This is a genomic window from Paenibacillus naphthalenovorans (assembly GCF_001465255.1).
GTDB classification, from domain to species: domain Bacteria; phylum Bacillota; class Bacilli; order Paenibacillales; family NBRC-103111; genus Paenibacillus_G; species Paenibacillus_G naphthalenovorans.
Window position 1 is genome coordinate 277,656 of the sequence record NZ_CP013652.1, and the last position, 23,601, is coordinate 301,256.

At 51.8% G+C, this 23,601-nt stretch carries 21 protein-coding genes; 17 read left to right on the forward strand and 4 right to left on the reverse strand.

Annotation, left to right across the window (positions count from 1 at the left end; all coding sequences use genetic code 11):
* Positions 1–45: 45 nt before the first annotated feature.
* The 3 genes from cyoE (at position 46) to IJ22_RS01365 (ending at position 2,639) form a co-directional block, all read left to right on the forward strand.
* Positions 46–981 carry a heme o synthase gene (gene cyoE, locus IJ22_RS01355; RefSeq protein WP_062406691.1) on the forward strand — a complete coding sequence of 312 codons (936 nt, stop codon included), beginning with the start codon at positions 46–48 and terminating at the stop codon, positions 979–981.
* 86 nt (positions 982–1,067) lie between these two features.
* Positions 1,068–1,676 carry an SCO family protein gene (locus IJ22_RS01360; protein ID WP_062410815.1) on the forward strand — a complete coding sequence of 203 codons (609 nt, stop codon included), beginning with the start codon at positions 1,068–1,070 and terminating at the stop codon, positions 1,674–1,676.
* Positions 1,677–1,712: 36 nt separating this feature from the next.
* The gene (locus IJ22_RS01365; protein ID WP_062406693.1) at positions 1,713–2,639 is read left to right on the forward strand and encodes an AEC family transporter; all 927 of its coding nucleotides are present in this window, start codon (positions 1,713–1,715) and stop codon (positions 2,637–2,639) included.
* 18 nt (positions 2,640–2,657) lie between these two features.
* On the opposite strand, the gene IJ22_RS01370 is transcribed toward IJ22_RS01365, so the two are convergent.
* The 3 genes from IJ22_RS01370 to IJ22_RS01385 form a co-directional block, all read right to left on the reverse strand.
* On the reverse strand, positions 2,658–3,017 hold the full coding sequence (locus IJ22_RS01370; RefSeq protein ID WP_054817066.1) for a toprim domain-containing protein: 360 nt from the start codon (positions 3,015–3,017) through the stop codon (positions 2,658–2,660).
* A 256-nt stretch (positions 3,018–3,273) separates the two neighbouring features.
* On the reverse strand, positions 3,274–4,878 hold the full coding sequence (locus IJ22_RS01375) for an S-layer homology domain-containing protein (protein ID WP_062406695.1): 1,605 nt from the start codon (positions 4,876–4,878) through the stop codon (positions 3,274–3,276).
* 551 nt (positions 4,879–5,429) lie between these two features.
* Complete coding sequence (locus tag IJ22_RS01385; protein WP_062406699.1) at positions 5,430–6,593, reverse strand: MFS transporter; 1,164 nt, start codon at positions 6,591–6,593, stop codon at positions 5,430–5,432.
* 247 nt (positions 6,594–6,840) lie between these two features.
* On the opposite strand from IJ22_RS01385, the gene IJ22_RS01390 reads away from it, so the two are divergent.
* From IJ22_RS01390 to IJ22_RS01455, 14 genes are all read left to right on the forward strand, one after another.
* A complete protein-coding gene (locus IJ22_RS01390; RefSeq protein ID WP_054817167.1) occupies positions 6,841–7,275 on the forward strand; it encodes a hypothetical protein in 435 nt (144 codons plus the stop codon).
* 40 nt (positions 7,276–7,315) lie between these two features.
* Positions 7,316–8,473: a transglutaminase domain-containing protein gene (locus tag IJ22_RS01395; RefSeq protein ID WP_062406701.1), complete on the forward strand. Its 1,158-nt coding sequence runs from the start codon at positions 7,316–7,318 to the stop codon at positions 8,471–8,473.
* Positions 8,474–8,588: 115 nt separating this feature from the next.
* Positions 8,589–9,302, forward strand: coding sequence for an HAD-IA family hydrolase (locus tag IJ22_RS01400; RefSeq protein WP_062406710.1), 714 nt, complete (start codon positions 8,589–8,591; stop codon positions 9,300–9,302).
* Between the two features lie 67 nt (positions 9,303–9,369).
* The gene (locus IJ22_RS01405; protein ID WP_062406712.1) at positions 9,370–11,424 is read left to right on the forward strand and encodes a peptidoglycan D,D-transpeptidase FtsI family protein; all 2,055 of its coding nucleotides are present in this window, start codon (positions 9,370–9,372) and stop codon (positions 11,422–11,424) included.
* A gap of 199 nt (positions 11,425–11,623) precedes the next feature.
* Positions 11,624–12,586 (forward strand): metal ABC transporter solute-binding protein, Zn/Mn family, encoded by a 963-nt coding sequence (locus tag IJ22_RS01410; RefSeq protein ID WP_139170774.1) that lies wholly within the window; start codon positions 11,624–11,626, stop codon positions 12,584–12,586.
* Positions 12,587–12,626: 40 nt separating this feature from the next.
* Positions 12,627–13,394, forward strand: a complete 768-nt coding sequence (locus IJ22_RS01415; protein ID WP_062406714.1) for a metal ABC transporter ATP-binding protein — start codon at positions 12,627–12,629, stop codon at positions 13,392–13,394.
* 5 nt (positions 13,395–13,399) lie between these two features.
* Complete coding sequence (locus tag IJ22_RS01420; RefSeq protein ID WP_054817068.1) at positions 13,400–14,368, forward strand: metal ABC transporter permease; 969 nt, start codon at positions 13,400–13,402, stop codon at positions 14,366–14,368.
* Positions 14,365–15,249: a metal ABC transporter permease gene (locus tag IJ22_RS01425; protein WP_062406715.1), complete on the forward strand. Its 885-nt coding sequence runs from the start codon at positions 14,365–14,367 to the stop codon at positions 15,247–15,249. Before IJ22_RS01420 ends, IJ22_RS01425 begins: the two co-directional genes overlap by 4 nt.
* 321 nt (positions 15,250–15,570) lie before the next feature.
* Positions 15,571–16,371 carry a flagellar motor stator protein MotA gene (gene motA, locus IJ22_RS01430; RefSeq protein WP_054817069.1) on the forward strand — a complete coding sequence of 267 codons (801 nt, stop codon included), beginning with the start codon at positions 15,571–15,573 and terminating at the stop codon, positions 16,369–16,371.
* Positions 16,355–17,143 carry a flagellar motor protein MotB gene (gene motB / locus IJ22_RS01435; protein WP_062406717.1) on the forward strand — a complete coding sequence of 263 codons (789 nt, stop codon included), beginning with the start codon at positions 16,355–16,357 and terminating at the stop codon, positions 17,141–17,143. The genes motA and motB overlap by 17 nt, the downstream gene beginning before the upstream one ends.
* A gap of 233 nt (positions 17,144–17,376) precedes the next feature.
* Positions 17,377–19,257, forward strand: coding sequence for an asparagine synthase (glutamine-hydrolyzing) (gene asnB / locus IJ22_RS01440; protein WP_054817070.1), 1,881 nt, complete (start codon positions 17,377–17,379; stop codon positions 19,255–19,257).
* Positions 19,258–19,275: 18 nt separating this feature from the next.
* Complete coding sequence (locus IJ22_RS01445; RefSeq protein WP_054817071.1) at positions 19,276–20,019, forward strand: Cof-type HAD-IIB family hydrolase; 744 nt, start codon at positions 19,276–19,278, stop codon at positions 20,017–20,019.
* Positions 20,020–20,049: 30 nt separating this feature from the next.
* Positions 20,050–20,535: a DUF456 domain-containing protein gene (locus IJ22_RS01450; RefSeq protein WP_054817072.1), complete on the forward strand. Its 486-nt coding sequence runs from the start codon at positions 20,050–20,052 to the stop codon at positions 20,533–20,535.
* A 19-nt stretch (positions 20,536–20,554) separates the two neighbouring features.
* A complete protein-coding gene (locus IJ22_RS01455) occupies positions 20,555–22,225 on the forward strand; it encodes a putative polysaccharide biosynthesis protein (protein WP_062406719.1) in 1,671 nt (556 codons plus the stop codon).
* Between the two features lie 5 nt (positions 22,226–22,230).
* Here the strand turns inward: IJ22_RS01455 and IJ22_RS01460 are convergent, their stop codons facing one another.
* Positions 22,231–23,505 (reverse strand): DUF2515 domain-containing protein, encoded by a 1,275-nt coding sequence (locus IJ22_RS01460; RefSeq protein ID WP_062406721.1) that lies wholly within the window; start codon positions 23,503–23,505, stop codon positions 22,231–22,233.
* Between the last annotated feature and the right edge of the window lie 96 nt (positions 23,506–23,601).

Sequence of the window (23,601 nt, forward strand, 5' to 3'; positions counted from 1 at the left end):
ATCAAGGACTCACTAAAGACTCTTCGCACGAGGAGGTTTAATCAAGTGAAGGAACAGGTAACCTTGGAGCTGGCTACGGAGGCGGCTGCTGCGGTTGAATCACCGGCGAGCGAATCTGCAAGCTGGAAGGATTTTGTTCAACTGGCCAAGCCGGGTATATTGTTTTCCAACTCCATTACGGCCTTTGGCGGTTTTTGGGTCGCATCAGGCTGGCATGTCGATTGGATGAAACTGATATTCACACTGCTTGGAACCGCGCTCGTGATGGCTTCCGGTTGTGTGCTCAATAACTATCTGGATCGCGATATGGACACCAAAATGGAACGGACGCAGAAGAGGGCTTTGGCTGCCGGAAGGATTTCTCCTCAAACGGTACTGTGGTACGGCATCACTTTGGGAATCATCGGACTGTCTGTGCTTTGGTTTTTGGCTAATCCGATCGCGGCGCTGCTTGGTCTCATCGGACTGTTCGTCTACGTGTGGATTTATACGGCCTGGTTTAAACGGACCTCGGTATGGAGTACGGTTGTCGGCAGCTTCTCCGGAGCGGTTCCTCCGGTCATCGGCTATTGCGCCGTCAACCCGCAGCTCGATGCCGGAGCTATTGTTTTGTTCGGCATTTTGTTCCTATGGCAGCCGCCGCACTTCTGGGCGCTCGGCATCCGTCGGATGGAAGAGTATCGCGCTGCCGGATTTCCTTTGCTTCCGGTGGTGAAAGGGACGTATATTACCAAGATGGCGATGATTCGCTACATCGTCCTGCTCGTTCCGTTTTCTCTGCTGCTCTATCTTTTCGGTTATGTCGGGTCGCTTTATTTCTACGCTGCAACTGTTTTGGGGCTGTATTGGGCTTTTATAAGCCTGAACGGATTTAAGGCAGAAGACGAAGTGCAGTGGGCGAAAAAAACGTTTATTTTCTCCATTAATTATTTGATCCTGTTGTTTATTGCAATGGTGATCAGCACGACCCCTCTACCGTAATCGTCATATACGTACTGGGTTGAAGTTATAATCCCATGGCACCTGGGGCCTGGGATTTATTTTTTATAGAAGAAAGGGTGGGTATCATGCAAAAAAACGGCTTTAAAATCATCGTTGTGGTATTATTGATCGGCCTGATCGCTACCTTTGCCTATATGCTGCTCAAAGGGCCGGAGCAAGAAATAGGCGTACTCAAAAAAGCGCCGGAATTTACGCTGGAAAATCTGGATGGGAAGCAGGTCTCGCTGGCGGATACGGCTGGAAAAGCGAAGCTCATTTATTTTTATTTCTCCACCTGTCCGGATGTATGTATTCCGACAACTTATACGCTTTCCAAGATTCAGGACGTTCTGATCAAGAAGGGCGCTTTTCCGGACAAAACGGTTCTTATGTCGATTACATTCGATCCGGACAGAGATACGCCTGAGCGCTTAAAAGAATTCTCGCAGCGGTACCACGCAGATTACCGGGGCTGGTATTTTTTGCGCGGCAACCAGGATGAGGTAATCAAGCTGGCCAGCGATTATGGCGTGATGGTCGTTAAGGATCCGGGGGGCGAGACCTATACGCACGGCAACTTATTTTTGCTGGTGGACGGTAAAGGCGACCTCCGTACCTACTACAGCGGTCATGATGAGAATCTGGATATAGAAAAAGTGGCTGACGACCTGATCCAAATCAGTAAAGATAAGTAAGCCATTTATGGAAGGGCACCGGGGGTCAGCGCCTGCATGAGTTATTTTTGGTATATTTTATTGAACAACGTCGTTCCATTAACGGTGATGATCGCGATCGGCGTTGTTTTATACCGCGCATTCAAGCTGGATATCAAGACGCTCTCCAAGCTGAATTTTTATTTGTTTTCACCGGCCATTATTTTTAAAATGCTTTACGAATCATCGATATCTTTAGTCATACTAGGGCAAACGCTGCTCTTTTTCTTTCTGTTTTTTGCATTGATGTTTATCCTGGCCGAGATCGTGATCCGCCTCCGCCGCTACCAAGGGGGCATGATCCCGGCCATGCGCAATACCGTTATTTTCTACAATAGCGCAAACTACGGGGTTCCGCTCAATCAACTTGTGTTTGTAGGGGACCCTTTTACGCTGTCGATTCAAATTATCATCATGATGATGCAAAGCTTGCTGCCGAATACATATGGAATTTACTCCGTTAATGCTTCGAAGCGCAACGATATGAGAAAAACGCTTCGAACGATTATGACGCTTCCGGTCATTTATATCATTCCCTTGGCGTTTTTAATGAAAGGATTGGATATTCCCGTACCGGGACCGATCTATGCACCGATCAATTATATCTCAAATGCTTTTATTGCCACGGCTTTGATAACATTGGGTGTTCAGCTTGGCAGCATGAAGTGGGAGCTTAATTTCTCGGACGTCATGCTGGCCAATGTGCTCCGGCTGCTGATCGGACCCGCCGTAGGCTTTGGAATCGTTATGGCGATGGGGATCGAGGGAGTGATGGCTCAGGCGCTGGTCCTTTCGTGTGCAGTGCCGTCTTCGCTAAGCAGTGTGCTGATCGCCGTTGAATACGACAACGAGCCTGAGTTTACTTCACAAGTGGTCTTTTCATCGACGGTCTTTAGTATTTTCACGGTAACTTCCGTTATTTATTTTATTAGCTTTATGACATAATGAGGCGGAAGATTTGGTTTAAAACTTTTCAGAGCCAGGGATTGTGGGCGGATACACGATATACTCATCGAGCCCGGCCTTTTCCAATTGCTGAATTAAATATTCGTCAGGCGTCCCTTCCACGCCGGCATAGCCGCGTTTTGTGTAAATTTGCTCCGCATCGGGAAACACATCCCTTAGAATGGCTCGAATTTTTTTGCCGGAGGAATCGTTATCGGTGAACAAATAAACGTATCGGTCGCCAATTTTCTTTGTTAGAGATTCCAGCCGCTCTGTGTTGAGCGAACCGAACGTGCAAACAATAAGAATGTCGTCCGTCAACAGACGCTTAAGTCTGTTTTTGTCGTTTTTTCCCTCCACGATAATGGCGATAGACATCGAATCCCTCCGTTTCAAGGTGATGAGGTGCTCTGTAATTGTAGTATATCTGTTTTTGGCTCCCTGTCCAAACCCGTGTCGTTATTTCCCGGGAAAAGTAGAAGGAGACAAGCAACCGTTTTTATAGCGTGCAGAAAAGGCCTGACTTGATGTCAGGTCTTTTGATATCGGAAAAATATTCCAGATTCGGGTTAAGACAAAGACCTGGCCGCCAGCAGCCAGGTCTTTGTTTTTGGAGAGTGGTTATTTGTGTAATTTATTTGTTGATGAAGTTGGCTCTTTCGAGCAAACGTTTCAGCATGGTAGCGGATTGTGCGCGGGTAGCCTGTTCACGGGCGCCCAGCGTATTCTCCGTCATACCGTCGACGATGCCTGCTTCAATGGCTGTCGCCAATTCATTTTTTGCCCATACGATCGTATGGGAGTCGACGAATTTCTCGAGCAGTTGAGCCTGTCTCTGCTCGGAAACGGCCGGCTTCGCGCCAGCATAGGCCAGAGCGCGAACAACCATCGCCGCCAGCTCTTCACGATTGATTGTAGCGTTCGGACGGAACGTGCCGTCTTCATAGCCGTCAATCAGCTTGGCGGCTGCCGCGGCTTTTACGACGCCGGAATACCAAGCGCCGGAAGCCACGTCGCTAAACGGGCTGCTGCCGCTGCCGGTAGCTTCAAGACCCAAGGACCGGACAACGAGCGCCGCGAATTCTGCACGGGTAATGCTGCGCTCCGGTTCAAAGGTCGTATTGGTTACGCCGTCAACCACCAGCTTGTTCGCCAGCAACTGGATGTAGCCTTGCGCCCAGTGACCGGAAATATCGTTAAAGGATTTGTTCATTTCGATGGCCGCGTAAATACTGCTGCCGTTGCGTTTCAGAACAGCTTGATTGCCTGAGAATAGAGCTGGAACGAAGCTCAGCCGGTTCGCCGACGTGTTGAACAGCACACCGGTCGTTTTGGATGGATCAACCGTTTTATTCAATGGAAGAATCCGGCTTAAATAATGGTTGCCCAAGTCAAGCGCCGCCGTTTGGTTGTTGCTGCCCTGACCTACGATGTTGAAGTCCACCACAGGGCTTACCAGTTTGCCGCCAATCGCATTCGCCGCAGAGGCTACGCGGTCGATCAGCGCTTGTTCGGCCCGGGCAATGCTTACCTTGATGTTCAAATCGTTTACGGCAACGGAAACCTTGCCTGCAAGGTCCTCCAGCTTCAGCACATTCAACGGAATGTTGTACGAGCCGTTGTCATTTTTAACGATCAGCAGCTTCTTGGGGTTCGCTGTAAAGCTTGTCAGTGCTTTTGCCGGAACCAGCACAAAGGTCCCGTTCAATGTCAACGTCACCGTGTCATACTTATCGAACGAGTTTTTCAATTGGTCGGCATGAACGGAACCGTCAGCTGGAACGCTGATGTTCCCGGAAGGGCTTGTGCTTTCGCCGCCTCCCCCACCGCCGCCACCGCCAGGGCTTGATCCGGAATCATCGTCGCTCGTATCACGGTAAACGGTTTGATATACGGACTCATTGACCGTAAAGCCTACAGGACCGTAAAGATTAATGTAATTAAAATTACCAAGGTTAGACAGATTGAAGTTGTAGTGATATCTGCCGTACACGTCGTCATATACGCTGTATGTAGCGGTGGTGACACCAATCTGTTTTCCGCTCGGATCATACGCGTATACGGTAGGGGTAACACCCGGTTCATACACGTCGGTATATACCGAACCGGATACCGAACCGTTGCGATACGTACCAACCTGGAATCCTGAAGCCGCAAAAGCAAGCACTGGCATCAGGATAGAGATGATCAGCATCGTCGCGGTTACTTGGGCTGCTTTTTGAAGAACAGCAGGCTTCATGCGGTTATCACTCCCTTACAGATTTTGCAAATAGTGAGAACGGGTATTGCAGTGAGCAGGTTTCATCCCGCGGTGCAATTCACCTCCTTGTTTTCCTAAAATCCCATTACAAAGGGTTCGAAACAGACATCTGAGTTTATGTCCGTTTGGCCAAAACTAGGGGGCGGTCAGGTCCGTCATTCCTATGTTTTTACCCGGATCGGACTGGACCGGTCCCCATGGAACCATTTAGCTCTCCCTTTAACGTTGGAAACGCATACAAAGTTGCGCTGTTTTTTGAAATACGGACTAATGAACCATCAATTCGGGACTGCAGTAGCGAAAAATAGGCGGATGTGATCCGCAGGCCCGATAATGGAATTGCCTTTTGAAACAGGATGCTGCAAAAAACAATGCCTATCGCGGATTTTGCCGAGCGGTGTCAAAGACGGTCGCCCGATTCATTTTACCGTTATGGTAATAAAGACCATCCGCTTGACGGACGGTCCTTTATTGGAATGCACGTATGAATACGGTCTCCTAAGAGGCGGAAATGCAGCAAGCTGCTAGTATTAAACTTTGAGCGGAGAGGCGAACGCACGAAAGGGAAGGACGGAAAGCGCCAGCATCAAACAGAGGAAGGCGATAAAATAAGGCGACATGTATGTGCGAATGTAGCCTGCTGCCAGGGGGCCGATAAAAGCGCCGATGGAATAGGAAATCGACAGCAGCGAAAAGACGCGTCCGTAACGGTTGGAACTGGTGACCGCAGCAAGCACGGAAGCGATCGCAGGGAATATGACGCCTTTTGCCATTCCGATCAGGAACAGCGAGGCATGCATGGGCAGCGGCCAATGGACCGACATGCCGAAAAAAATGAGCGCAAGAGCCAGGCTGCCCAGCGATGTACGCAGTACGGGAGATATCCGGCTCAAAAACAGCATGCTCAGCGTCACCAGCGCGCCCAGACTGACCAGAGAGAAAAATACGCCCGAGGTTAGAATGGACCCTTGCGTCTCTTTCATGAGAGGAAGCTCGAAAAACAGGATTCCCTGGGAGCAGGAAATGGCTAAAGGCACAGCGTAAAACAACCATGGAATCGTGCCGGCTCCTCCCTGGGCCATTTCCGGAAGCGGGCCTTCAAGATGGTCTCTGCCTTGAGGAAACAGCTTGGCTGCCGTTTGTTTGTACTGTTTTTCATTCACGCCGATCCATGCCAAAATTCCGGTGATAATGAGACCCCAACCCAGAAACGTAAAGGACTGGGCAAATCCGAATTTTGCGACAAGATAGGCTCCTGCGGCCGGACTGAGTACGGAAGCAAACGTATGAACCATGCCGTTGCCTGCCATCAGCTTGCCTTGCTGCACCCGGTCCTTGGCGATTTTGGCAAGAAGAGACAAACAGGCAGGGGATAGAAAAGCCAGTACGAAGCCGCTGATGGAACGGATGATCAAGAGCTCCCACGGGTCGGTCACACGCGATTGAATCAACAGCACGATTCCTGCTACAATCAGGCTGAATACAATAAAACCCTTGCTGCCGTAACGATCGACGCCATAACCGGCAATCAAGTTTCCCGGCAAGTGTGTGATGGAGTAGACGCCCAAGATCAAGCCTATGAAGGACGGTGCTGCACCGAGGGAGATGGCGAACGGGGAGAGGATCGGATACTGCGCATGCAGATCGAAAAAAGCAACGAACATGAACAGATAGAGCCATACGGCGGTTTTCATTGAAATCACCTCGCATCGATTAGAAGTGGCTGTCCCTCAGCCTGTCACTCTATACGTTTACGTTCGGGGTAAAACGGATAGTACAAGTATTTTGGAACTCCGGCCGGTTGTGAGACGAGATGGAACGCAAGCTCGCCCAACTGCGTAAAAAAAGAGATGAAGAAAAAGAGACCGTTGGTGTATGATGAGGAAATAGTCCGACATTATGATGGCTAAAAGAGACGCAAGGAATGAAGGGGGCAACGGGATGGATTTTATTTCGACATTTTTGGCGGAGCGCTGGTTTGTCATCTTAGGGGCGCTGATAGTACTTTTTATTGTTGTAGCCGTGGTGAAGACGGTTGTAAAATGGGTTATTGTGCTGGCGCTGCTGGCCGGCTTGTTCTTCTACGGGGCAAGCTATAAAGATCAGCTGCTGGAGCTTGGTTCGACGATGGGCGCCAAGGTCGCGGAGGAAGCCAAGGCCCAGGCGATGAAAGTCATAACGGAGGAAGCCAAGGACGCAAAATACACACAAAACCCGGACGGTTCTTATACGGTCGCAACCAAGAGCGTGAGGCTGGACGGCAAGCTTGGCGAGAATAGCGTCCAAGTGACCTTTATGAACCAGACCTTTACGTTAAAACTGGATGATCTCACCAAGGGGCTCATTGAACAGGCAAAGAAAAACGCAGGACTTTAATACCGGAGTTTAAGCCTCAGGTCGGAAGGAGGGAGTGCGTTTGAACGGTCTGGAACAGCTTACGGCAATTAATCTGATCACAGTACTCATTGCGGCCACTTTTATCGTTTCGGTCATTCAGGGGCTTTACCGCGGCGCTTCCTCGTCCGCCAGACATTTGGCGGTGATGGTTACTGAAGGGGTCGTTATCCTGATAAGCCTGTATGCGGCTTGGCAATTGGCCTCTTGGCTGTCGCCCCGGTTTCAGGCTTGGCTTGTCGGGCTCGGGCTGCAGATTCCTCAACGGGAGCTGGGATTTTGGGAGCAGATTTATTACACCGTGATTACCGGAGTAAGAGACTTTTCCTTGCTCAGGTTTAGCGTGCTGTTCGTATTAGGCTACGGCATCGCCAAACAGCTGGTCTGCCTGATCATCGACCCGCTGGCAAACCTGTGGATGTCGGAGCGGCGGCGGTTGGGCCCCGAAGGAGATGCGCGCACCGCTCCCACGCTGTTCAGCAGTTTGATCGGCAGCATCATCGGAGCAGTAACCGGGTTGGGGCGCAGTCTTCTGATGATTGCCGCATTCTTTATCGTTACGACACTGTTTCCGCAAACTCCGATTTCCGGGTATATTCAAGATTCGTTATTATATCAGAAGGGCGCCAAGGAAGTGATTCAGCCGGTTACAGGCGATTTCTTCTCCAGCCGGCTTCCCGTATTTACACGGGCGGTTGAGGAGGAATTCACCAACATCCTGCAGCGAAAATATGAGTTGGTGGATGCGGCCGTTCCGAATGACATTGCGGAGGCTGCCAGGCATGTAACGGCAAATGCCAAGACGGATGAAGAAAAGGCCAAACTTTTGTACCGTTGGGTAGGAACGCGTATCAAATATGACTGGGATAAGGTACGTTTGTATGAGGAGCGGCGGCTATGGAAGGAGCAGACGCCCGCAGATACGTTTAGCACCAGAAGAGGGGTCTGCATCGATTTCTCCAGACTGTACGCCGTTATGGCCAGGTCCGTGGGGCTCGACGTGAAGGTGGTTACGGGACTCGGCTATGACGGCCGCGGCGGCTATGGGCCGCACGCCTGGAACGAGGTATTCTTGTCGGAGAAGAAGGAATGGGTGCCGCTCGACTCTACGTGGGTGGCCAGCGGAGGAAATTGGTTCAACCCTCCGAATTTTCACGAAACGCATATCAAGGATAGTTAAGTATCCATATCAAGCCGGAGGATCGCCGATCGGACGATTTCTTCGGCTTTTTTCATAAGAGAAGTTTGTGGTACACTTGTAACGGAAGGCTCAAACTAAACAGGAGGGCGTCAAAATGCTGCCGCACAAAACATTGGATCAGTATAAGGCCGTTTTTTTCGATGTGGGCGATACATTATTGACGATCCCGGCTGCCAGAGTGATTATGCAGCAGTTTTTGGCAAGCCGTTCGTTTCATCGCGGGGAAGAACGAATCGGTGAACTTTTTACCGAGGCATTTCGTCTGTTTTATTACGGAAAACAGATAGATCCGTTCGAGGTTTGTACGCCTGAGTCCGATCGTGCTTTCTGGATGAAGCTGTACCGTTACATATTGCAGCATTTGGGCGTAGAAGAAGAGCGCTGGACGGAAGAGCAGATCCATGCTTGCTGCCACGAGCTTTATGACCTGTTCACTTCGCCTGAGCACTACGCGTTGTTCGAAGATGTGAAGGAATGTATGGCGGCTTTGAAGAATCGGGGCCTGCGGCTCGGCATTATATCGAATTTCGCCCCGACACTGCGTTCCATTTTGGAGCATAAAGGCATATTGCACTATTTCGATCCGGTCATCGTGTCTACGGAGGTCGGCCTGGAGAAGCCGGACCCGGCGATATTCCGCCTTTCTCTGGAACGTTCGGGCCTCGCTGCAGAGGACGTTCTTTATGTAGGCGATCACGATTTGAATGATATTTGGGCCCCTGCGCAGGCAGGCATCGATGCCGTCAAAATTAAGCGATACGACTATCATACCGGTGACGGAATATATTCTCTCCGCGAGCTGCTTTAGGTTCGCAAGCTGCAAAGCACTATACAGCAAAGAAGCAATGGAGCAAAGCAAAGGAGCACCAAAGGAAATGAAAAAGCCCATCGGGATGGATGACCCGCAAAAACAGGAAATCAGCAAACGCCGCAATTTTACATTTCGCATCAATCTGTTCTTTTTCTTTACTTTTTTCCTGTTTTCCGTACTGATCGTCAGGCTGGCGATGCTTCAATTCGTTGAAGGCAAGGAGCTGCAGGCGGAAAAAGCGAAGATCAACAAAGCGAATACGCCGATCCCGCCAATCCGCGGCAATATCTATGACCGGATGGGAGCGCCGATCGCTTACACCACTTCTACGCAATCGCTCTATTTTCGCATTGAGCAGGACCAGCCGCAGGACGAAGTCATTGCACTTGCCCATAAGCTGGCCGATATTTTCGCCAAATTCGGGAGCCCCGACGCACCGAAGATGACAGCGGAAAATATCATCATTGAGATGGATGTGGGGTATGACCTGAACAAGAACAAAGTGACGGCTCCAAGCTACTTTTCGGTTCCGCGGCGCATCAAATCCGGACTGACGCCGGACGAAATGGCCTACATTCTCGAGCACCGGGATGAGCTGAAGTGGATCGAAATCATGGAGGAAAGCATCCGGCTTTACGACCAGGAGACCATTGCCGTGCAGCTGGTTGGTTATATGCGTCCCTTCTCCAGAGCAAGGGAAGCGAAATACGGATTAAGCTTCTATAAGGACAAAACGAAGACGGAAGGATACATGGATACGGAATACGTCGGTTATGACGGCATTGAACTCATGTATCAGGAGCAGCTGCGGGGACAGAACGGGATGAAATCTTATCCGGTTAACGCCCAGCACAAAATTATCGGACCCGTAGAGATCACCAAGCCTGTCAAGGGCAACAATCTTTTCCTGTCTATCGACCGCAGCGTTCAGCTGACGACAGAGCAGGCGATTATGGACCATATCAAATATTTGAAGAGTCCGGAAGCCCGCGCTAACCCTTATATCGCCAAAGGGAGAAATGCGGTTGCCGGATATGCCGTCGCCATGGAGGTTGAAACGGGAAAAGTCGTCGCCATGGCCAGCATGCCCGATTATGATCCGAGCGTATGGGCAGGAGGCATTCCGCAAAGCGAGTATGACCGGATACAACCGTACGTGAATAACGGAACGATTACAACGGCCTATCCGGATTATCCGACCAAGGAAGAGCGGGATAAGCATCCGACCTCCATCGTTTATATGGGATCGGTTATTAAACCGCTATCGGTTCTGATCGGGTTAAACGAAGGGCTATTCACGACAAGCACCAAGTACCCCGATACCGGTGTATTCACCTACGGGAGAGACAACAGCGCAAGACTGCGTAACTCCGACGGTAAAGCCTGGGGACTGATCAACGCTACGCAAGCCATTCAATATTCGTCCAACACGTTCATGTCTGCGATGATCGGCAACGCTTTGTATATGAGAAACGGTAACAAAGCGATCGAAATCTGGGACCAATATCTGGCTAAGTTCGGTCTTGGGGTATTGACGGGAAGCGGATTGCCCAAGGAATACGAGGGCTTAAGCGAGTATAAAACAAACACAAGAGAAAGCCCGCAGCAGCGTATGGTTTTTGCCTCCTGGGGCCAAAATGAAAAATACACGACGCTTCAGCTGGCACAGTATGCAACGACGCTGGCTACGCGCGGACAGCGGCTGCAGCCGCTGCTTGTAGACCGGATTGAAACCTACGAAGGGCAGCTGGTAAAAGAATTCAATGAAAAGGTCGTGCTGGATCAAAGCGAATTCCCCAAGGCGTATTGGGATGCGGTAATCAAAGGGATGGAGAACGTCGGCGTACAAGGCTTTTCGGATTTCCCTTACAAGTTTGCAAGAAAAACCGGTACGTCCACACAGGTCGTCGGGGGCAAGGAAGTCGATAACGCCGTATTTATTGCTTTCGCTCCCTTGGATAAACCGAAGCTTGCGGTCGCCGTTGTCGTGCCCGAAGGCGGTTATGGTGCTTACGGCGCCGCACCGATTGCGCGCAAAATATTCGACGCTTACGATCAAAAATATGGTCTTGACGGCGTGCCTAAGGGACCTACAGGGACTGCAAATGCGCAGCAATAAAACCATTTCGGCATCTCCCTTTTATGGGAGATTTCTTTTTTGAGAAAATGTTGCACAAGGAAAACTTATTTGTGTATAATAAAAATATAGTCTGATAGGCAAAAAACATTGTCCCACCCAACATTTAAGAACCAAGGCAACAATTGGGCGCTATAATGGATAAATGCGAAATAGGATAAGAAAGATTGGAGAGAGCATAATGAAAATGAAAATATCGATGTCATCATTCAAAAGATTCATTATGACATTGCTTTTCTTGGGCTTGGCTATAGCCTTGGCCGCTTGCGGAGCCCCGAAGGAAACTGGGGGCAATGCTGCGGAGGGCGGAAAAATTCAGGTGGTCTCTACAACCGGCATGATTCATGATCTGGTGAAGCAGGTAGGCGGAGAGCACGTAGAAGCGCAGGCCCTGATGCAGCCCGGTGTAGACCCGCACTTATACAAAGCTTCCCAAGGCGACCTCCGGAAATTGGAGCAGGCTGAACTTATTTTTTATAACGGATTGCATCTGGAAGGGAAAATGATTGATATTTTTGAACAAATGGCCAAATCCAAGCCGACGGTCCCGGTTACGAAAAACATTGCGGAATCCGAATTGCTTGCTTCCGATGATCAGGGAATGGAGCACGATCCGCATGTATGGTTTAACGTCAGGCATTGGATCAGTGCAACGGAGACGATCCGCGATGAGCTTGTGAAGCTGGATGCCGCGCATGCCGACAGTTACAAGAATAATGCGGAGGCTTACATCAGACAGCTGGAAGAGTTGGATCAATACGTAAAGACGCAGATAGCGACCATTCCCGAGCAGCAGCGTGTGCTGGTGACGGCTCACGACGCCTTCGGATATTTCGGCAAAGCCTATGGCATTCAGGTTAGAGGGCTGCAGGGAATGAATACGGCATCGGAATATGGCTCCAAGGATGTCAGCGAGCTGAGGGATTATCTTGTCGCCAATAAGATCAAAGCCATTTTTGTGGAATCCAGTGTGCCCAAGAAATCGATTGAGGCGGTTATCGAAGGAGCCAAGAGACAGGGACACGACATCCGGATCGGAGGTGAATTGTTCTCTGACGCCATGGGCGAAGAAGGCACCCCGGAAGGAACATACCTCGGGATGGTGCGACATAATGTAGATACGATCGTAAAAGCGTTAAAATAAAACATTTTCGATGGAAGATTTATACAAGGGAGTGAGCGGTATGCAAGAGCAGCATCGGCCTTTATCCATCAAAGGGTTGACGGTCGCCTATCAGAAAAAACCTGTGCTGCAGAACATTACCTTCGACATTCCTGAAGGCAAGCTGATCGGTATTGTCGGACCTAACGGCGCCGGCAAATCGACGCTCATCAAAGCGGCTCTTGGGCTCATCCCCCGTTTGACAGGGGACGTTTCCATATATGGAAAACCGTATCGGGAGCAGAGAAAACTTGTCGGATATGTGCCGCAGAGGGAGTCGGTGGATTGGGACTTTCCGACCAGTGCGCTGGATGTCGTGATGATGGGGCGCTACGGGCACCTGGGCTGGTTTAAACGGCCCGGGTCGAAAGAAAGGCAAATTGCTTTGGAGTGCCTGGAGAAGGTAGGTATGGCCGATTTTGCCGGCCGGCAAATCAGCCAGCTGTCCGGAGGACAGCAGCAGCGCATTTTTCTTGCCAGGGCATTGGCTCAGGACGCACGGCTGTATTTTATGGATGAACCGTTCGTCGGTGTGGATGCAGCGACGGAGAAAGCGATCATTACCCTGCTCAACGAACTGAAGAAGCAGGGGAAAACGGTGCTTGTCGTGCATCATGATTTATCGACGGTCAAAGAATATTTTGACTGGGTCATGCTGTTGAACGTCAAGCTGATGGGAATCGGCCCTGCCGACGAGCTATTTACAAAAGAAAACCTGCAGCGGACGTACGGAGGCAGACTGACCCTGCTGAACCGAAGCGACGATGCCATCTTTGTGAGTGCGAGGTGAACGGAATGTGGACACATGTGCTGGAGCTTTTTCGTGATCCGAATATGCAATGGATATTGCTGGGAAGCATACTGCTTGGCTTGAGCAGCGGCGTCCTGGGAAGCTTTGCCTATCTTCGGAAGCAGAGTCTTATGGGTGACGCTCTCGCGCATGCGGCGCTTCCCGGCGTATGTATCGCCTTTATGCTGACCGGCTCCAAATCGATGTTCTTCTTCCTGATCGGTGCGGTGGCGGCAGGGATTATCGCCACATTCGGCATCGGCTTTGTTACCCGTAATACACGAATCAAGCAGGATTCGGCGCTGGGTATCGTACTTTCCGTGTTTTTCGGTCTCGGCGTCGTGCTGTTGACCAAGATTCAGCAGAGCGGCAACGGCAATCAAAGCGGGCTGGATACTTTTATGTTCGGTAAAGCGGCCTCTATGGTTTTGTCTGATGTCATCACAATGGGGCTTGTGGCGCTGGCGTTGGTTTTCATCTGTATGTTATTGTTCAAAGAATTCAAGCTGCTTAGCTTCGACCAAGGTTTTGCCAAAGGGATCGGATTGCCGGTTGCCTTTCTCGACCAGTTTATGATGTTCCTGATTGTCGTAGCCGTCGTCATTGGCATCCAGGCTGTCGGTGTCGTGCTGATGTCCGCACTGCTGATCACCCCTGCGGTATCCGCGCGGTACTGGACGGATAAGCTCGGCTGGATGGTTGTCCTTTCAGGCGCCTTCGGGGCGGTCAGCGGCTTTGTCGGAACGTTGGTCAGCAGTACGGCTAACAACCTGCCGACCGGCCCGCTCAGCGTGTTGGCGGCGACGCTGCTGTTCGTCGTGTCCGTACTGTTCGCACCGCGGCGGGGAATCCTGTCCAAATTATTGGAGCGGCTGGCGGTGAAGCGGAGCGTGCTCGGCGATTTGAGTCATCAACCGAGGCTGAGCGGATTTCATGGAGCGGAGCAAGCCAAGCATAAGGAGGGGCAGGCATGAATGACTTCTGGATCATTCTCACCGGGGTGCTTGTAGCATGCTCCTGCAGTATTCTCGGCTGCTTTCTGGTTCTGCGCCGAATGGCGATGATCGGAGATGCCATCAGTCACTCTGTACTGCCGGGCATCGTGATTGCCTTCCTTTTTAGCGGAACCAAGGAATCCCTGATCATGATGCTTGGCGCGGCGGTTTTCGGACTTATCACCGTTTATCTCATTCAGTGGTTTCACCAGAGCGGCGTGCAGTCCGATGCCGCCATCGGGGTCGTATTTACCGCATTGTTCGCCGTCGGCGTCGTGCTGGTCAGCATGTACAGCCGGCAGGTTCATCTGGACCTTGATCATGTGCTGTTCGGCGAGATCATGTTCGTACCTTGGGAACGTCTTACGGTGGGTGGCGTAGATATCGGTCCGAGGGCCGTGTGGGTGCTGGGTGGCGTATTGACGCTTAGCTGCGTGCTGATCAGTCTTTTTTATAAGCAGTTCAAAATCTGTGCTTTCGATCCGGCCATGGCGGCTGCGGCGGGGATTCCGGTCGCACTCTTTCATTATCTGCTCATGGGGCTGGTATCGGTGACGACCGTGGCTTCCTTCGAGAGCGTAGGCGCCATTCTGGTGGTGGGGCTCCTGGTGGTTCCGGCGGCAACGGCTTATCTGCTGACGGAACGGCTCAGCCGGATGATCTTTTACAGTATGGGGCTGGGGTCGCTCAGTGCGGTCATCGGGTACTATGGCTCTGTACTGCTGGATGCGTCGATTGCCGGCTGCATGATTACGGTAGCGGGCATCCTGTTTGTGATCGTTCTGCTCCTTTCTCCAACGCATGGCGTCGTGTGGCCGAAGCTGAAACAAAAGCGGATTTCGTCGGAGGAAGCCTTATAATTCGATACTGCATGCAGAAAAGCCGTCCGGCGGCATACCGCCGGGCGGCTTTTTGTGTACGCCGCCCTTCCGACTTCCTATTGGGAAGCGAAAGGGCGTTTGCCACAAAACAACGCTTGTTTTATAAAATCATTACAACAACGTTACAAATGTTATTGATTAATAAATATAGTTAATTTATACTAGAAAAAGATGAAAATGCTAGATTGTAAGGCACGGTGCGCAATAAAAATGTCGAAAAATAGCGAGATATGAGATGGCCCGTCCTTTCCTCTTAGTGAGCATCATAAGCGGTATTTCAATATTGTAAGGAGTGGGCAAATGGAAAAGTCAACGATAATCGGAATCGTTCTTGGTCTGGTAGCTGTTATCGGAGGTATGGCGCTGAAGCATGCACCGGTTGGGGCATTGATTAATCCTGCCGCTTTCGTGATCATTATTATCGGGACGGCCGCGTCGTTATTCATAGCCTTTCCGATGTCTGAGCTTAAGAAATTCCCGAAATTAATCAAGCTTGTATTCACTAAACCGCAGCTGACATCCCGTGAAGAATTGCTGCTGTTGTTTCAAGAGCTGGCTTCGATCACACGCCGTGAAGGGTTGCTGGCTTTAGAGTCTAAAGTGGACGAAATGCAGGATCCCTTCTTACGAAACGGGATGAGGATGATCATTGACGGTAACGACCAGGAATTTGTGCATGATGTGCTCATGGAAGATATCTCGGCCATGGAAGAGCGGCACCGTGTAGGTGCAATGATATTTACTCAAGCAGGTACATATGCTCCGACACTAGGCGTATTGGGTGCGGTTATCGGTTTGATCGCCGCATTGGCGGATATGAGCGATATTACCAAATTGTCGGCCGCTATTGCCGCTGCATTCGTCGCTACGCTGCTAGGTATTTTTACGGGTTATGTGTTATGGCATCCTATAGCCAACAAGCTCAAAAGATTATCCCGACGCGAAGTGGAGATCCGGCTGATGATGGTGGAAGGTCTTTTATCGATCCAGTCGGGTGTATCTACGATCGCCATCGGCCAGAAGCTGTCCGTATTTATGACGCCTGAAGAACGTGCGAAGTTGTCGGAGAAAGGGGCGGACGGCGGTGAAGAAAAAGCATAAGAACCATCAGCACGAGGAACATATCGACGAATCCTGGCTCATCCCTTATGCCGACCTTTTAACCTTGCTGCTCGCGCTTTTTATCGTGCTGTTCTCTATGAGCAGCGTGGATGCCAAGAAATATGAACAAATGAGCCAGGCTTTTCAAATCGCTTTGAGCGGCGGTATGGGAATGTTTGAGAATAGCGGTATAACTCCCATCCCGATGCCCAGTTCTCCGAGCCAGAGCCCAACATCCGGCAGCCAGACCGAACACCAAGAGCAGATAAGACAAGAGCAAGAAGATATGGAGAAGCTGAAACGGCAGCTCGACCAGTATATTAAAGAAAACAACCTTTCTACCCAATTGGATACGAAGCTGAATCACTCGCAGCTTTTGATTACCATCAGCGATAATGCGCTGTTCGATTCAGGCAGCGCTGAAGTGAAGACAACTGCACGTGACTTGGGAATCAACATCTCCAAGATGCTGCAGCAGTATCCGGGGTATGAGATTGTGGTTTCCGGGCATACGGATAATCTGCCTATCAATAACTGGAAGTATCGGTCCAACTGGGATCTGAGCTCCGATCGGGCGATTAATTTCATGAAGGTTATGCTTGAGAATCCCGGCCTTGATCCGGGGCGCTTCAGTGCCGTAGGGCATGGCGAATACCGGCCTGTGGATACGAACGATACGGTAGAAGGACGCGCCAAAAACCGCCGGGTCGAGGTATCCATCCTTCGCAAATATACGGACCCGGCTCCGACCGGAGCTCCTTCCGCCCGGTAAATAAACAAAGCATCTGCATCGCTCCGACGCCGGAGGACGCGGATGCTTTTTTCATAGGCCATAGACTGTATGGTTCCATGTGCGGGGAGGAATATGCTTTTTGCCGCCAAACCATCTCATTTCCTGCGGACACCACGAATATGGTATACTGTTGTATCGGATGATGAAAAGCGCCTTTCTGCATGATCATTTATAGCCAAAAGGGCGAGCTTTTGAGGAGGATTTGGAATCATATGTGCGGAATTACCGGCGTTTTATACTTTGAAGACCGAGAACCGGCCCCTTCCATGCTGAAAAGCATGACCGATATTATCGTTCACAGGGGACCGGACGATGTTGGATTTTGGACCGAGAACCGGATCGGATTGGGCTTTCGCCGCTTGTCGATCATTGATTTGAGTGAAGGACACCAGCCGCTGGCCAATGAGGACGAGACGGTATGGATCGTATTTAACGGCGAGATCTATAACTATAAATATTTGCGCAATACGCTGCAATCCAGGGGGCACCGGTTCAAAACCCACAGCGATACGGAGGTTATTGTCCACCTGTATGAAGAGTACGGGGAAGATTGCGTGAAGCATTTGCGCGGGATGTTCGGCTTTGTCATTTGGGACCGCCGGAAAAAGAGGCTGTTTGGTGCGCGGGACCATTTTGGGATCAAGCCCTTTTACTACTATAACGACGGCAAGAGATTTCTGTTCGGTTCGGAAATCAAAAGCATTCTGGCGGCCGACGGGGTGGAACGGGCCATTCATACGGAGAGTTTGCTGAACTATTTGACGTTCCAATACGTTCCGGAGCCGACCACGATGTTTCAGGGGATCTATAAGCTTCCCCCTGGCCATACCGTGTCCGTGACCTTTGATGGCGAGATGAAGATTAGCCCCTATTGGGATCCGATGCTGGAACCGAATGAGGAGCTTACGCTCGCCGATGGCGTTGAGCAGATTCGGGAGGCTTTGAAGGATTCGGTTATTCATCATATGCAAAGCGATGTGGAGCGCGGCTGCTTCCTCTCCAGCGGTATCGATTCGACGGCGATTGCGGCGCATATGCGCAGGATCGAACCGATCCGTACCTTCTCCGTTGGCTTTGAGGGGGCGAACAACGAGACGGTGATCGCCAGACAAACCGCACAGGCGCTCGACACGGAGCATTACGCTAAAATCATTACGGCACAGGACTATTTCGCCACCCTGCCGAAGGCGGTTTGGCATCAGGATGAGCCTGTCGCCGATCCGTCGGCGATCGCCCTCTATCATGTCGCGCAGCTTGCAAGGGAGCACGTCACCGTCGTGCTGTCCGGGGAAGGAGCGGACGAGCTGTTCGGCGGCTACCGGATTTATCGCGAGCCGCAGTCGCTGGCCCCGGTCGAACGGTTGCCGGCAGGGATTAAACGGCTGCTGCATGCATTGGCCAGACTGCTGCCGGAGGGCCTTTACGGACGGAACTACCTGCTTCGCGGTACGACCCCGCTGGAGGAGCGGTTCCTGGGCAACGCCAAAATTTTCAGCGAGGACATGAAAGCGGAAGTGGTGCGGGCGGACCGTGAAATGCTTAGGAGCTACCGGAATCCTTTGGAGATTGCCAAAGTATTTTACGATAAAAGCAAGCATTTGGACCCGGTTTCCCGGATGCAGTATATCGATATGAATCTGTGGATGCCCGGGGATATCCTGATGAAGGCGGACAAAATGACCATGGCTCATTCATTGGAGCTTCGCGTGCCGTTTCTCGATGTGGAGCTTTATGAAGTATCCCGCCGTATTCCGGCCAAATACCGTATAGCGGAAGGGACGACGAAGTACATATTCCGCAAAGCGATGGAAGGGATCATTCCGGACTTCATCCTAAACCGGCCGAAGCTCGGGTTCCCGGTTCCGATGCGGGATTGGATGAAAGGTCCTCAAGGTCATGTCATTATGGAGCAGATCGCCGGCAGCGGCATTGAAGATTACATCCGCATCGATACGGTACGGGCGATGCTGAAAAACCATCAAAACGGTCAAGGGGACTATGCGCGCCGGATCTGGACCATTTATATGTTCGCGCTTTGGCATACAACGTATGTGGAAGAGCTGACGGGCCCGGCATTGGCACATGCGTTGTAAAGGGGGAGATGGAGCCAAATGAGTCGTTACAAACTGATTGCGCTCGATTTGGATGGAACGCTGTTAACGGATGATAAACGTATATCGGAGGAAAACAAGGCAGCCATCCGGTTGGCGGAGGACGCCGGAATTACCGTGATGTTTGCTACGGGACGGGGCGTGCAGAATGTGGAAGAGTACGTGCGGGAGCTCGCACTCGGATCGCCGCAGGTGACCGTAAACGGGAGCGAGGTGTGGAAGGCGCCGGGGAAGCTATTGGAGCGTCACGTTGTCGACCCCGGCCTTATTCGGCGTATGTATAAGCTGGCGGCCTACTACGATACGTGGTTTTGGGCGTACTGTGTCGGCGACATCTATAATAAAGAGCGTTGGCTGCCCGAATCAGAGATCGATGCGAAGCAGTGGCTGAAATTCGGTTTTTATACGGAAAATGAGGATAGTCTTGCGGTTATCCGTCAAGAGCTTGCTTCGTGGAACCAGTTGGAGATTACGAATTCGCACCCATGGAATCTGGAGCTTAATCCGAAGGGCATCAGCAAAGCCAGCGGATTAAAGCGGGTGTGTGAGCTGCTTGGAATCCATATGTCTCAAGTGATGGCGATGGGCGACAGCTTGAACGACGCGGTGATGCTTCAAGAGGTCGGACTTGGCGTCGCGATGGGCAACGCGCAAGATGAGGTCAAAGCTTTGGCCGACACCGTGACGTTAACGAATGAAGAGAATGGCGTCGCCCAAGCGATTAGGCAGTACGCTCTAACATAGGCTAAAGTCCGGAAGGAAGGAGATCGCGCGATGACGGTTGCAGCATGGATCATCATCATTATCTTATTTGCAGTCGGGATGGCCGGAGCGGTATATCCGGTGCTGCCGGGCGCACTGGCCATCTACGCGGCTTTCTTCGTATATGGCTGGATGATTGGATTTGAGCCGTTCGGACTATGGTTTTGGCTCATACAGACCACGATCGTGGCTGTTCTGATGGTGGCCGACTATGCGGTTAGCGCACTGGGAGTCAAGAAGTTCGGGGGCTCCCGTGCGTCCGTTGTCGGCAGTACGATCGGACTTTTGATCGGTCCGTTCGTCATTCCTGTAGCAGGCCTCTTAATCGGCCCATTCCTTGGGGCGCTGATCGGCGAGCTGGTTGCAGGCACCCAACTGCGGCAGGCTTTCCGTGCGGGTATCGGGGCTGTGGTAGGCTTTTTCTCAGGCCTGGTGGTCAAGGTAGCGTTTCAGCTGCTGATGATCATTCTGTTTATCGTATGGGTACTAAGGTATTAACGGGGAAGAAGGGAACGTCTTGTCTAAAGATTCGTTAGTCAAAGGAACGCTGATCCTGACCCTGGCTGCATTGGTGGCCAGGGCTCTTGGCGTGGTGCAGCGCATCCCGCTGGTCTACCTGCTCGGGGACATCGGGATGGCGGCATACGGGATCGCCTTCAATCTGTATTCGGTCCTCTTGGTCGTGGCTACGGCAGGGATTCCGAGTGCGCTGAGCAAAATGATATCCGAGCGTACGGCACTCGGTCAGCACGCGGAGGCCGACCGGATCTATAAGGCTGCGCTGGTGTTCGCAGCCGCCGCAGGCATCGTGATGACGGTACTGCTGTATGCAGGGGCGCCTTATTATGCTAAAAGCATCGCCAACCCGGAAGCGGCTCTGCCGATTCAGGCGATCGCGCCGGCTCTGCTGCTGTTTCCGCTCATCGCCATTATGCGCGGTTATTTCCAGGGCCGGCGGATGATGATGCCTAACGGGATGTCGCAAATTATCGAGCAGATCTTTCGCGTAGCCACGTCGGTGCTGTTGGCGTATTTGCTTCTCAGCCACAGCTTGGAGTATGCCGTCGCCGGCGCTTCGTTCGGCGGCGTGATGGGAAGCATCGCAGCTGCCGCCGTGATGCTGTACTACGCCATTCGTCTTAAGCGGAGCGACCGCAAAGAGCGGCTGGAGGAGAGGGCCGAAGCGCCCGGTCCAGACCGGGGCGAACCGTTGACGTTCAAAAAAATCTATGCGCAGCTGTTTAGATTATCCGTACCGATTGTCATTTTCTCCATGACGGTCACGCTGATTTACACGATTGACGCTTCGATCGTGACGCTGCTTTTGAGGGATCAAATCGGAGAATTGCCCGCGAAGGAAATTTTAGGAATACTCGTAGGGCGGGCGCAGTCGTTGGCCGGTATTCCGATCATTCTCGCCATTGCGCTCAGTCAATCCATTGTGCCGATTATCTCTTCGGCTTACTCGCAAAACGATATGAAGCAGGTGGAGGGACAGACGGCAAAGGTGCTTCAGCTTTCGATCCTGTCGGGTCTGCCGATGGTGCTGGTGATCTGTGCCGCAGCAGGCCCGCTTAACGATTTTATTTTCGGCAATCCAACCGGATCGCCTGTCGTTGAAGAATATGCGGCACCAATCATCATTGCACTGACGGTAAGCGCGATGTTCCAAATCCTTATGCAAACCTCCGGCGCCGTGCTGATGGGTATGGGCCGAATGAAGGTGCTGGTGTTCAGTGTCGTCGCAGGTATTGCCGTGAAGCTGATCGCAAGCTTCACGCTGGCTCCGTTGTTCGGCATATACGGAATTATTGCCGCTACGGCGCTTTGCTTCATCGTCATGACGTTCATCAGCCTGCAGATGCTGCGCAGAACGGTTCGTTTCCGTGTCTTCAGCTTACGCCGCTGGGCGGGTCTGGCTGTAGTTGCTGTGGTGATTGTGCTGTTGGGTATCGGACTGGATGCGGTGAGCCGCAGCTACATTCACCCGTTCGGCAGCGAACGTTGGGACGCTATGGTGCAGTCGATACTGATCGTTGGAGTAACCGGCGCCGCATATCCCGTTCTGTTGTTCCTGACCCGGGTGATGACCGTTCAAGACCTGCAGCATTTGCCGGGTCCGCTGCGTAAGCTGGCCGGGCCGATTCTTGGGCACTCGGGCCGGGACCGTCAGAGTGATCGCGGATAAAGGAATCATTCGGAGGAGGATACAAGCAGACCGCCGGCCAGAACAGCCAGCTCAATCTTGTTCAGTCCCGAGCAGTATTCCTGCGTCATCTCAAAGGAGATCGGCGCTTCAATTGATGTGAAGTGCCACATGGCCTCCATGTTTTGGAACCAGTCGCCAGGCTCCGGCGGAGATAAAGGACAATCCTTCCAACTGTCGGCGAGCTTCGGACTATACAGCTGAACGGCTCCAGGCCGAAGCTTGCAGCCGTTCAGCCGCTCCTTCAGCTGGCCGCGAGGCACAGGCGGCTGCTTGCGGGTCCAGGTAAACAGATGAGGCCAATAATCCGCTCTGGATCCGGAATGACTCGTGGAGAAGGCGAATTCCCTGGCCCCCTTAGAAACGACAGGTATGCCGAACAAAATGGCATACAGCTTTTTTCCAACTTCAATTCGTTCCTGCAGGCTGCTGTAATTCTCCAGTATTAATCCGGCCATACGAATCCGGCCGTTATGGAGATAAGGGAAAACGATCTGATTGAGCTGCAGCAGCGACTGGGCCTGGAAAAACAGCGTTTCGATGACCGAATGGCGGAATACGGGATTTTGGACAACTCGTTGTTCAATGTGATTCTGTTCGTTAACGATTAAACCAATGGTTAACGCAACGGAATCTTTGCGTTCCCAAAAGAGCTCCCAGACCGGACGCATGAAGGAAGAGACCCCTAAAAGAGGGAGCAGATAGAAGAGGGGCGATTGGCACTGCAAGCTTGCCCGGTAGAGAAGCAGCTGGGCGTAAGCATCTCTAAAAATGAGCGCATTGGCCCGCTCGAGAAAGGCGAATACCGCCTGCCGCTGGTTCCCGTCGAGCAGCAGCGGCATGAGCTCGCCCTGCAGATCGGTCATGTACCAGCCGCCGTTTCGCGAAACCATATGAGCGAGCAAAGCCCAATGAAGCTCAGGGTGCTCCCGGTACATATTCAAATAAGCGGCGGTGCGGGTCACATTGTTCCGGTTGTGTACGTCGCGCTCCCGTTCAATTCGCTCTAGAAGCTCCCTGTCCTGCGGAGCAAGAGTGATGGCGCCCCCAGCCGGGCCCACGTCCAGCCTCCGGTGCAGACGTTTACTCAACGCTTCGACGGAGGCGGTTTCGACTTCCATCCGGTGAGCTGCGATGAGCAGCTTTTTTTCATGCGCGGGCAGGCGGGCTTTGGCTTTTAGCCATTGCCAGGCCTCCTGGGGGACATCGGCGATTTTATGAAGCAGGTCCAAACCGCTCCAGCGATAGGGTCCTCCGTTCATTCCGTTTTTCCTCCCGTTATTAGAATGACTAACCTTTTTTTGAAAAAAAGTGCAACATTCATCCCCTATTTTCGTATAACTCTGTAGGCTGTAATA

Coding starts and splice junctions, on each gene's coding strand:
- IJ22_RS01360 (WP_062410815.1), top strand. CDS start 1,068: ATGCAAAAAAACGGCTTTAAAATCATCGTTGTGGTATTATTGATCGGC.
- IJ22_RS01365 (WP_062406693.1), top strand. CDS start 1,713: ATGAGTTATTTTTGGTATATTTTATTGAACAACGTCGTTCCATTAACG.
- IJ22_RS01370 (WP_054817066.1), bottom strand. CDS start 3,017: ATGTCTATCGCCATTATCGTGGAGGGAAAAAACGACAAAAACAGACTT.
- IJ22_RS01375 (WP_062406695.1), bottom strand. CDS start 4,878: ATGAAGCCTGCTGTTCTTCAAAAAGCAGCCCAAGTAACCGCGACGATG.
- IJ22_RS01385 (WP_062406699.1), bottom strand. CDS start 6,593: ATGAAAACCGCCGTATGGCTCTATCTGTTCATGTTCGTTGCTTTTTTC.
- IJ22_RS01390 (WP_054817167.1), top strand. CDS start 6,841: ATGGATTTTATTTCGACATTTTTGGCGGAGCGCTGGTTTGTCATCTTA.
- IJ22_RS01400 (WP_062406710.1), top strand. CDS start 8,589: ATGCTGCCGCACAAAACATTGGATCAGTATAAGGCCGTTTTTTTCGAT.
- IJ22_RS01405 (WP_062406712.1), top strand. CDS start 9,370: ATGAAAAAGCCCATCGGGATGGATGACCCGCAAAAACAGGAAATCAGC.
- IJ22_RS01410 (WP_139170774.1), top strand. CDS start 11,624: ATGAAAATGAAAATATCGATGTCATCATTCAAAAGATTCATTATGACA.
- IJ22_RS01415 (WP_062406714.1), top strand. CDS start 12,627: ATGCAAGAGCAGCATCGGCCTTTATCCATCAAAGGGTTGACGGTCGCC.
- IJ22_RS01420 (WP_054817068.1), top strand. CDS start 13,400: ATGTGGACACATGTGCTGGAGCTTTTTCGTGATCCGAATATGCAATGG.
- IJ22_RS01425 (WP_062406715.1), top strand. CDS start 14,365: ATGAATGACTTCTGGATCATTCTCACCGGGGTGCTTGTAGCATGCTCC.
- motA (WP_054817069.1), top strand. CDS start 15,571: ATGGAAAAGTCAACGATAATCGGAATCGTTCTTGGTCTGGTAGCTGTT.
- asnB (WP_054817070.1), top strand. CDS start 17,377: ATGTGCGGAATTACCGGCGTTTTATACTTTGAAGACCGAGAACCGGCC.
- IJ22_RS01445 (WP_054817071.1), top strand. CDS start 19,276: ATGAGTCGTTACAAACTGATTGCGCTCGATTTGGATGGAACGCTGTTA.
- IJ22_RS01450 (WP_054817072.1), top strand. CDS start 20,050: ATGACGGTTGCAGCATGGATCATCATCATTATCTTATTTGCAGTCGGG.
- IJ22_RS01460 (WP_062406721.1), bottom strand. CDS start 23,505: ATGAACGGAGGACCCTATCGCTGGAGCGGTTTGGACCTGCTTCATAAA.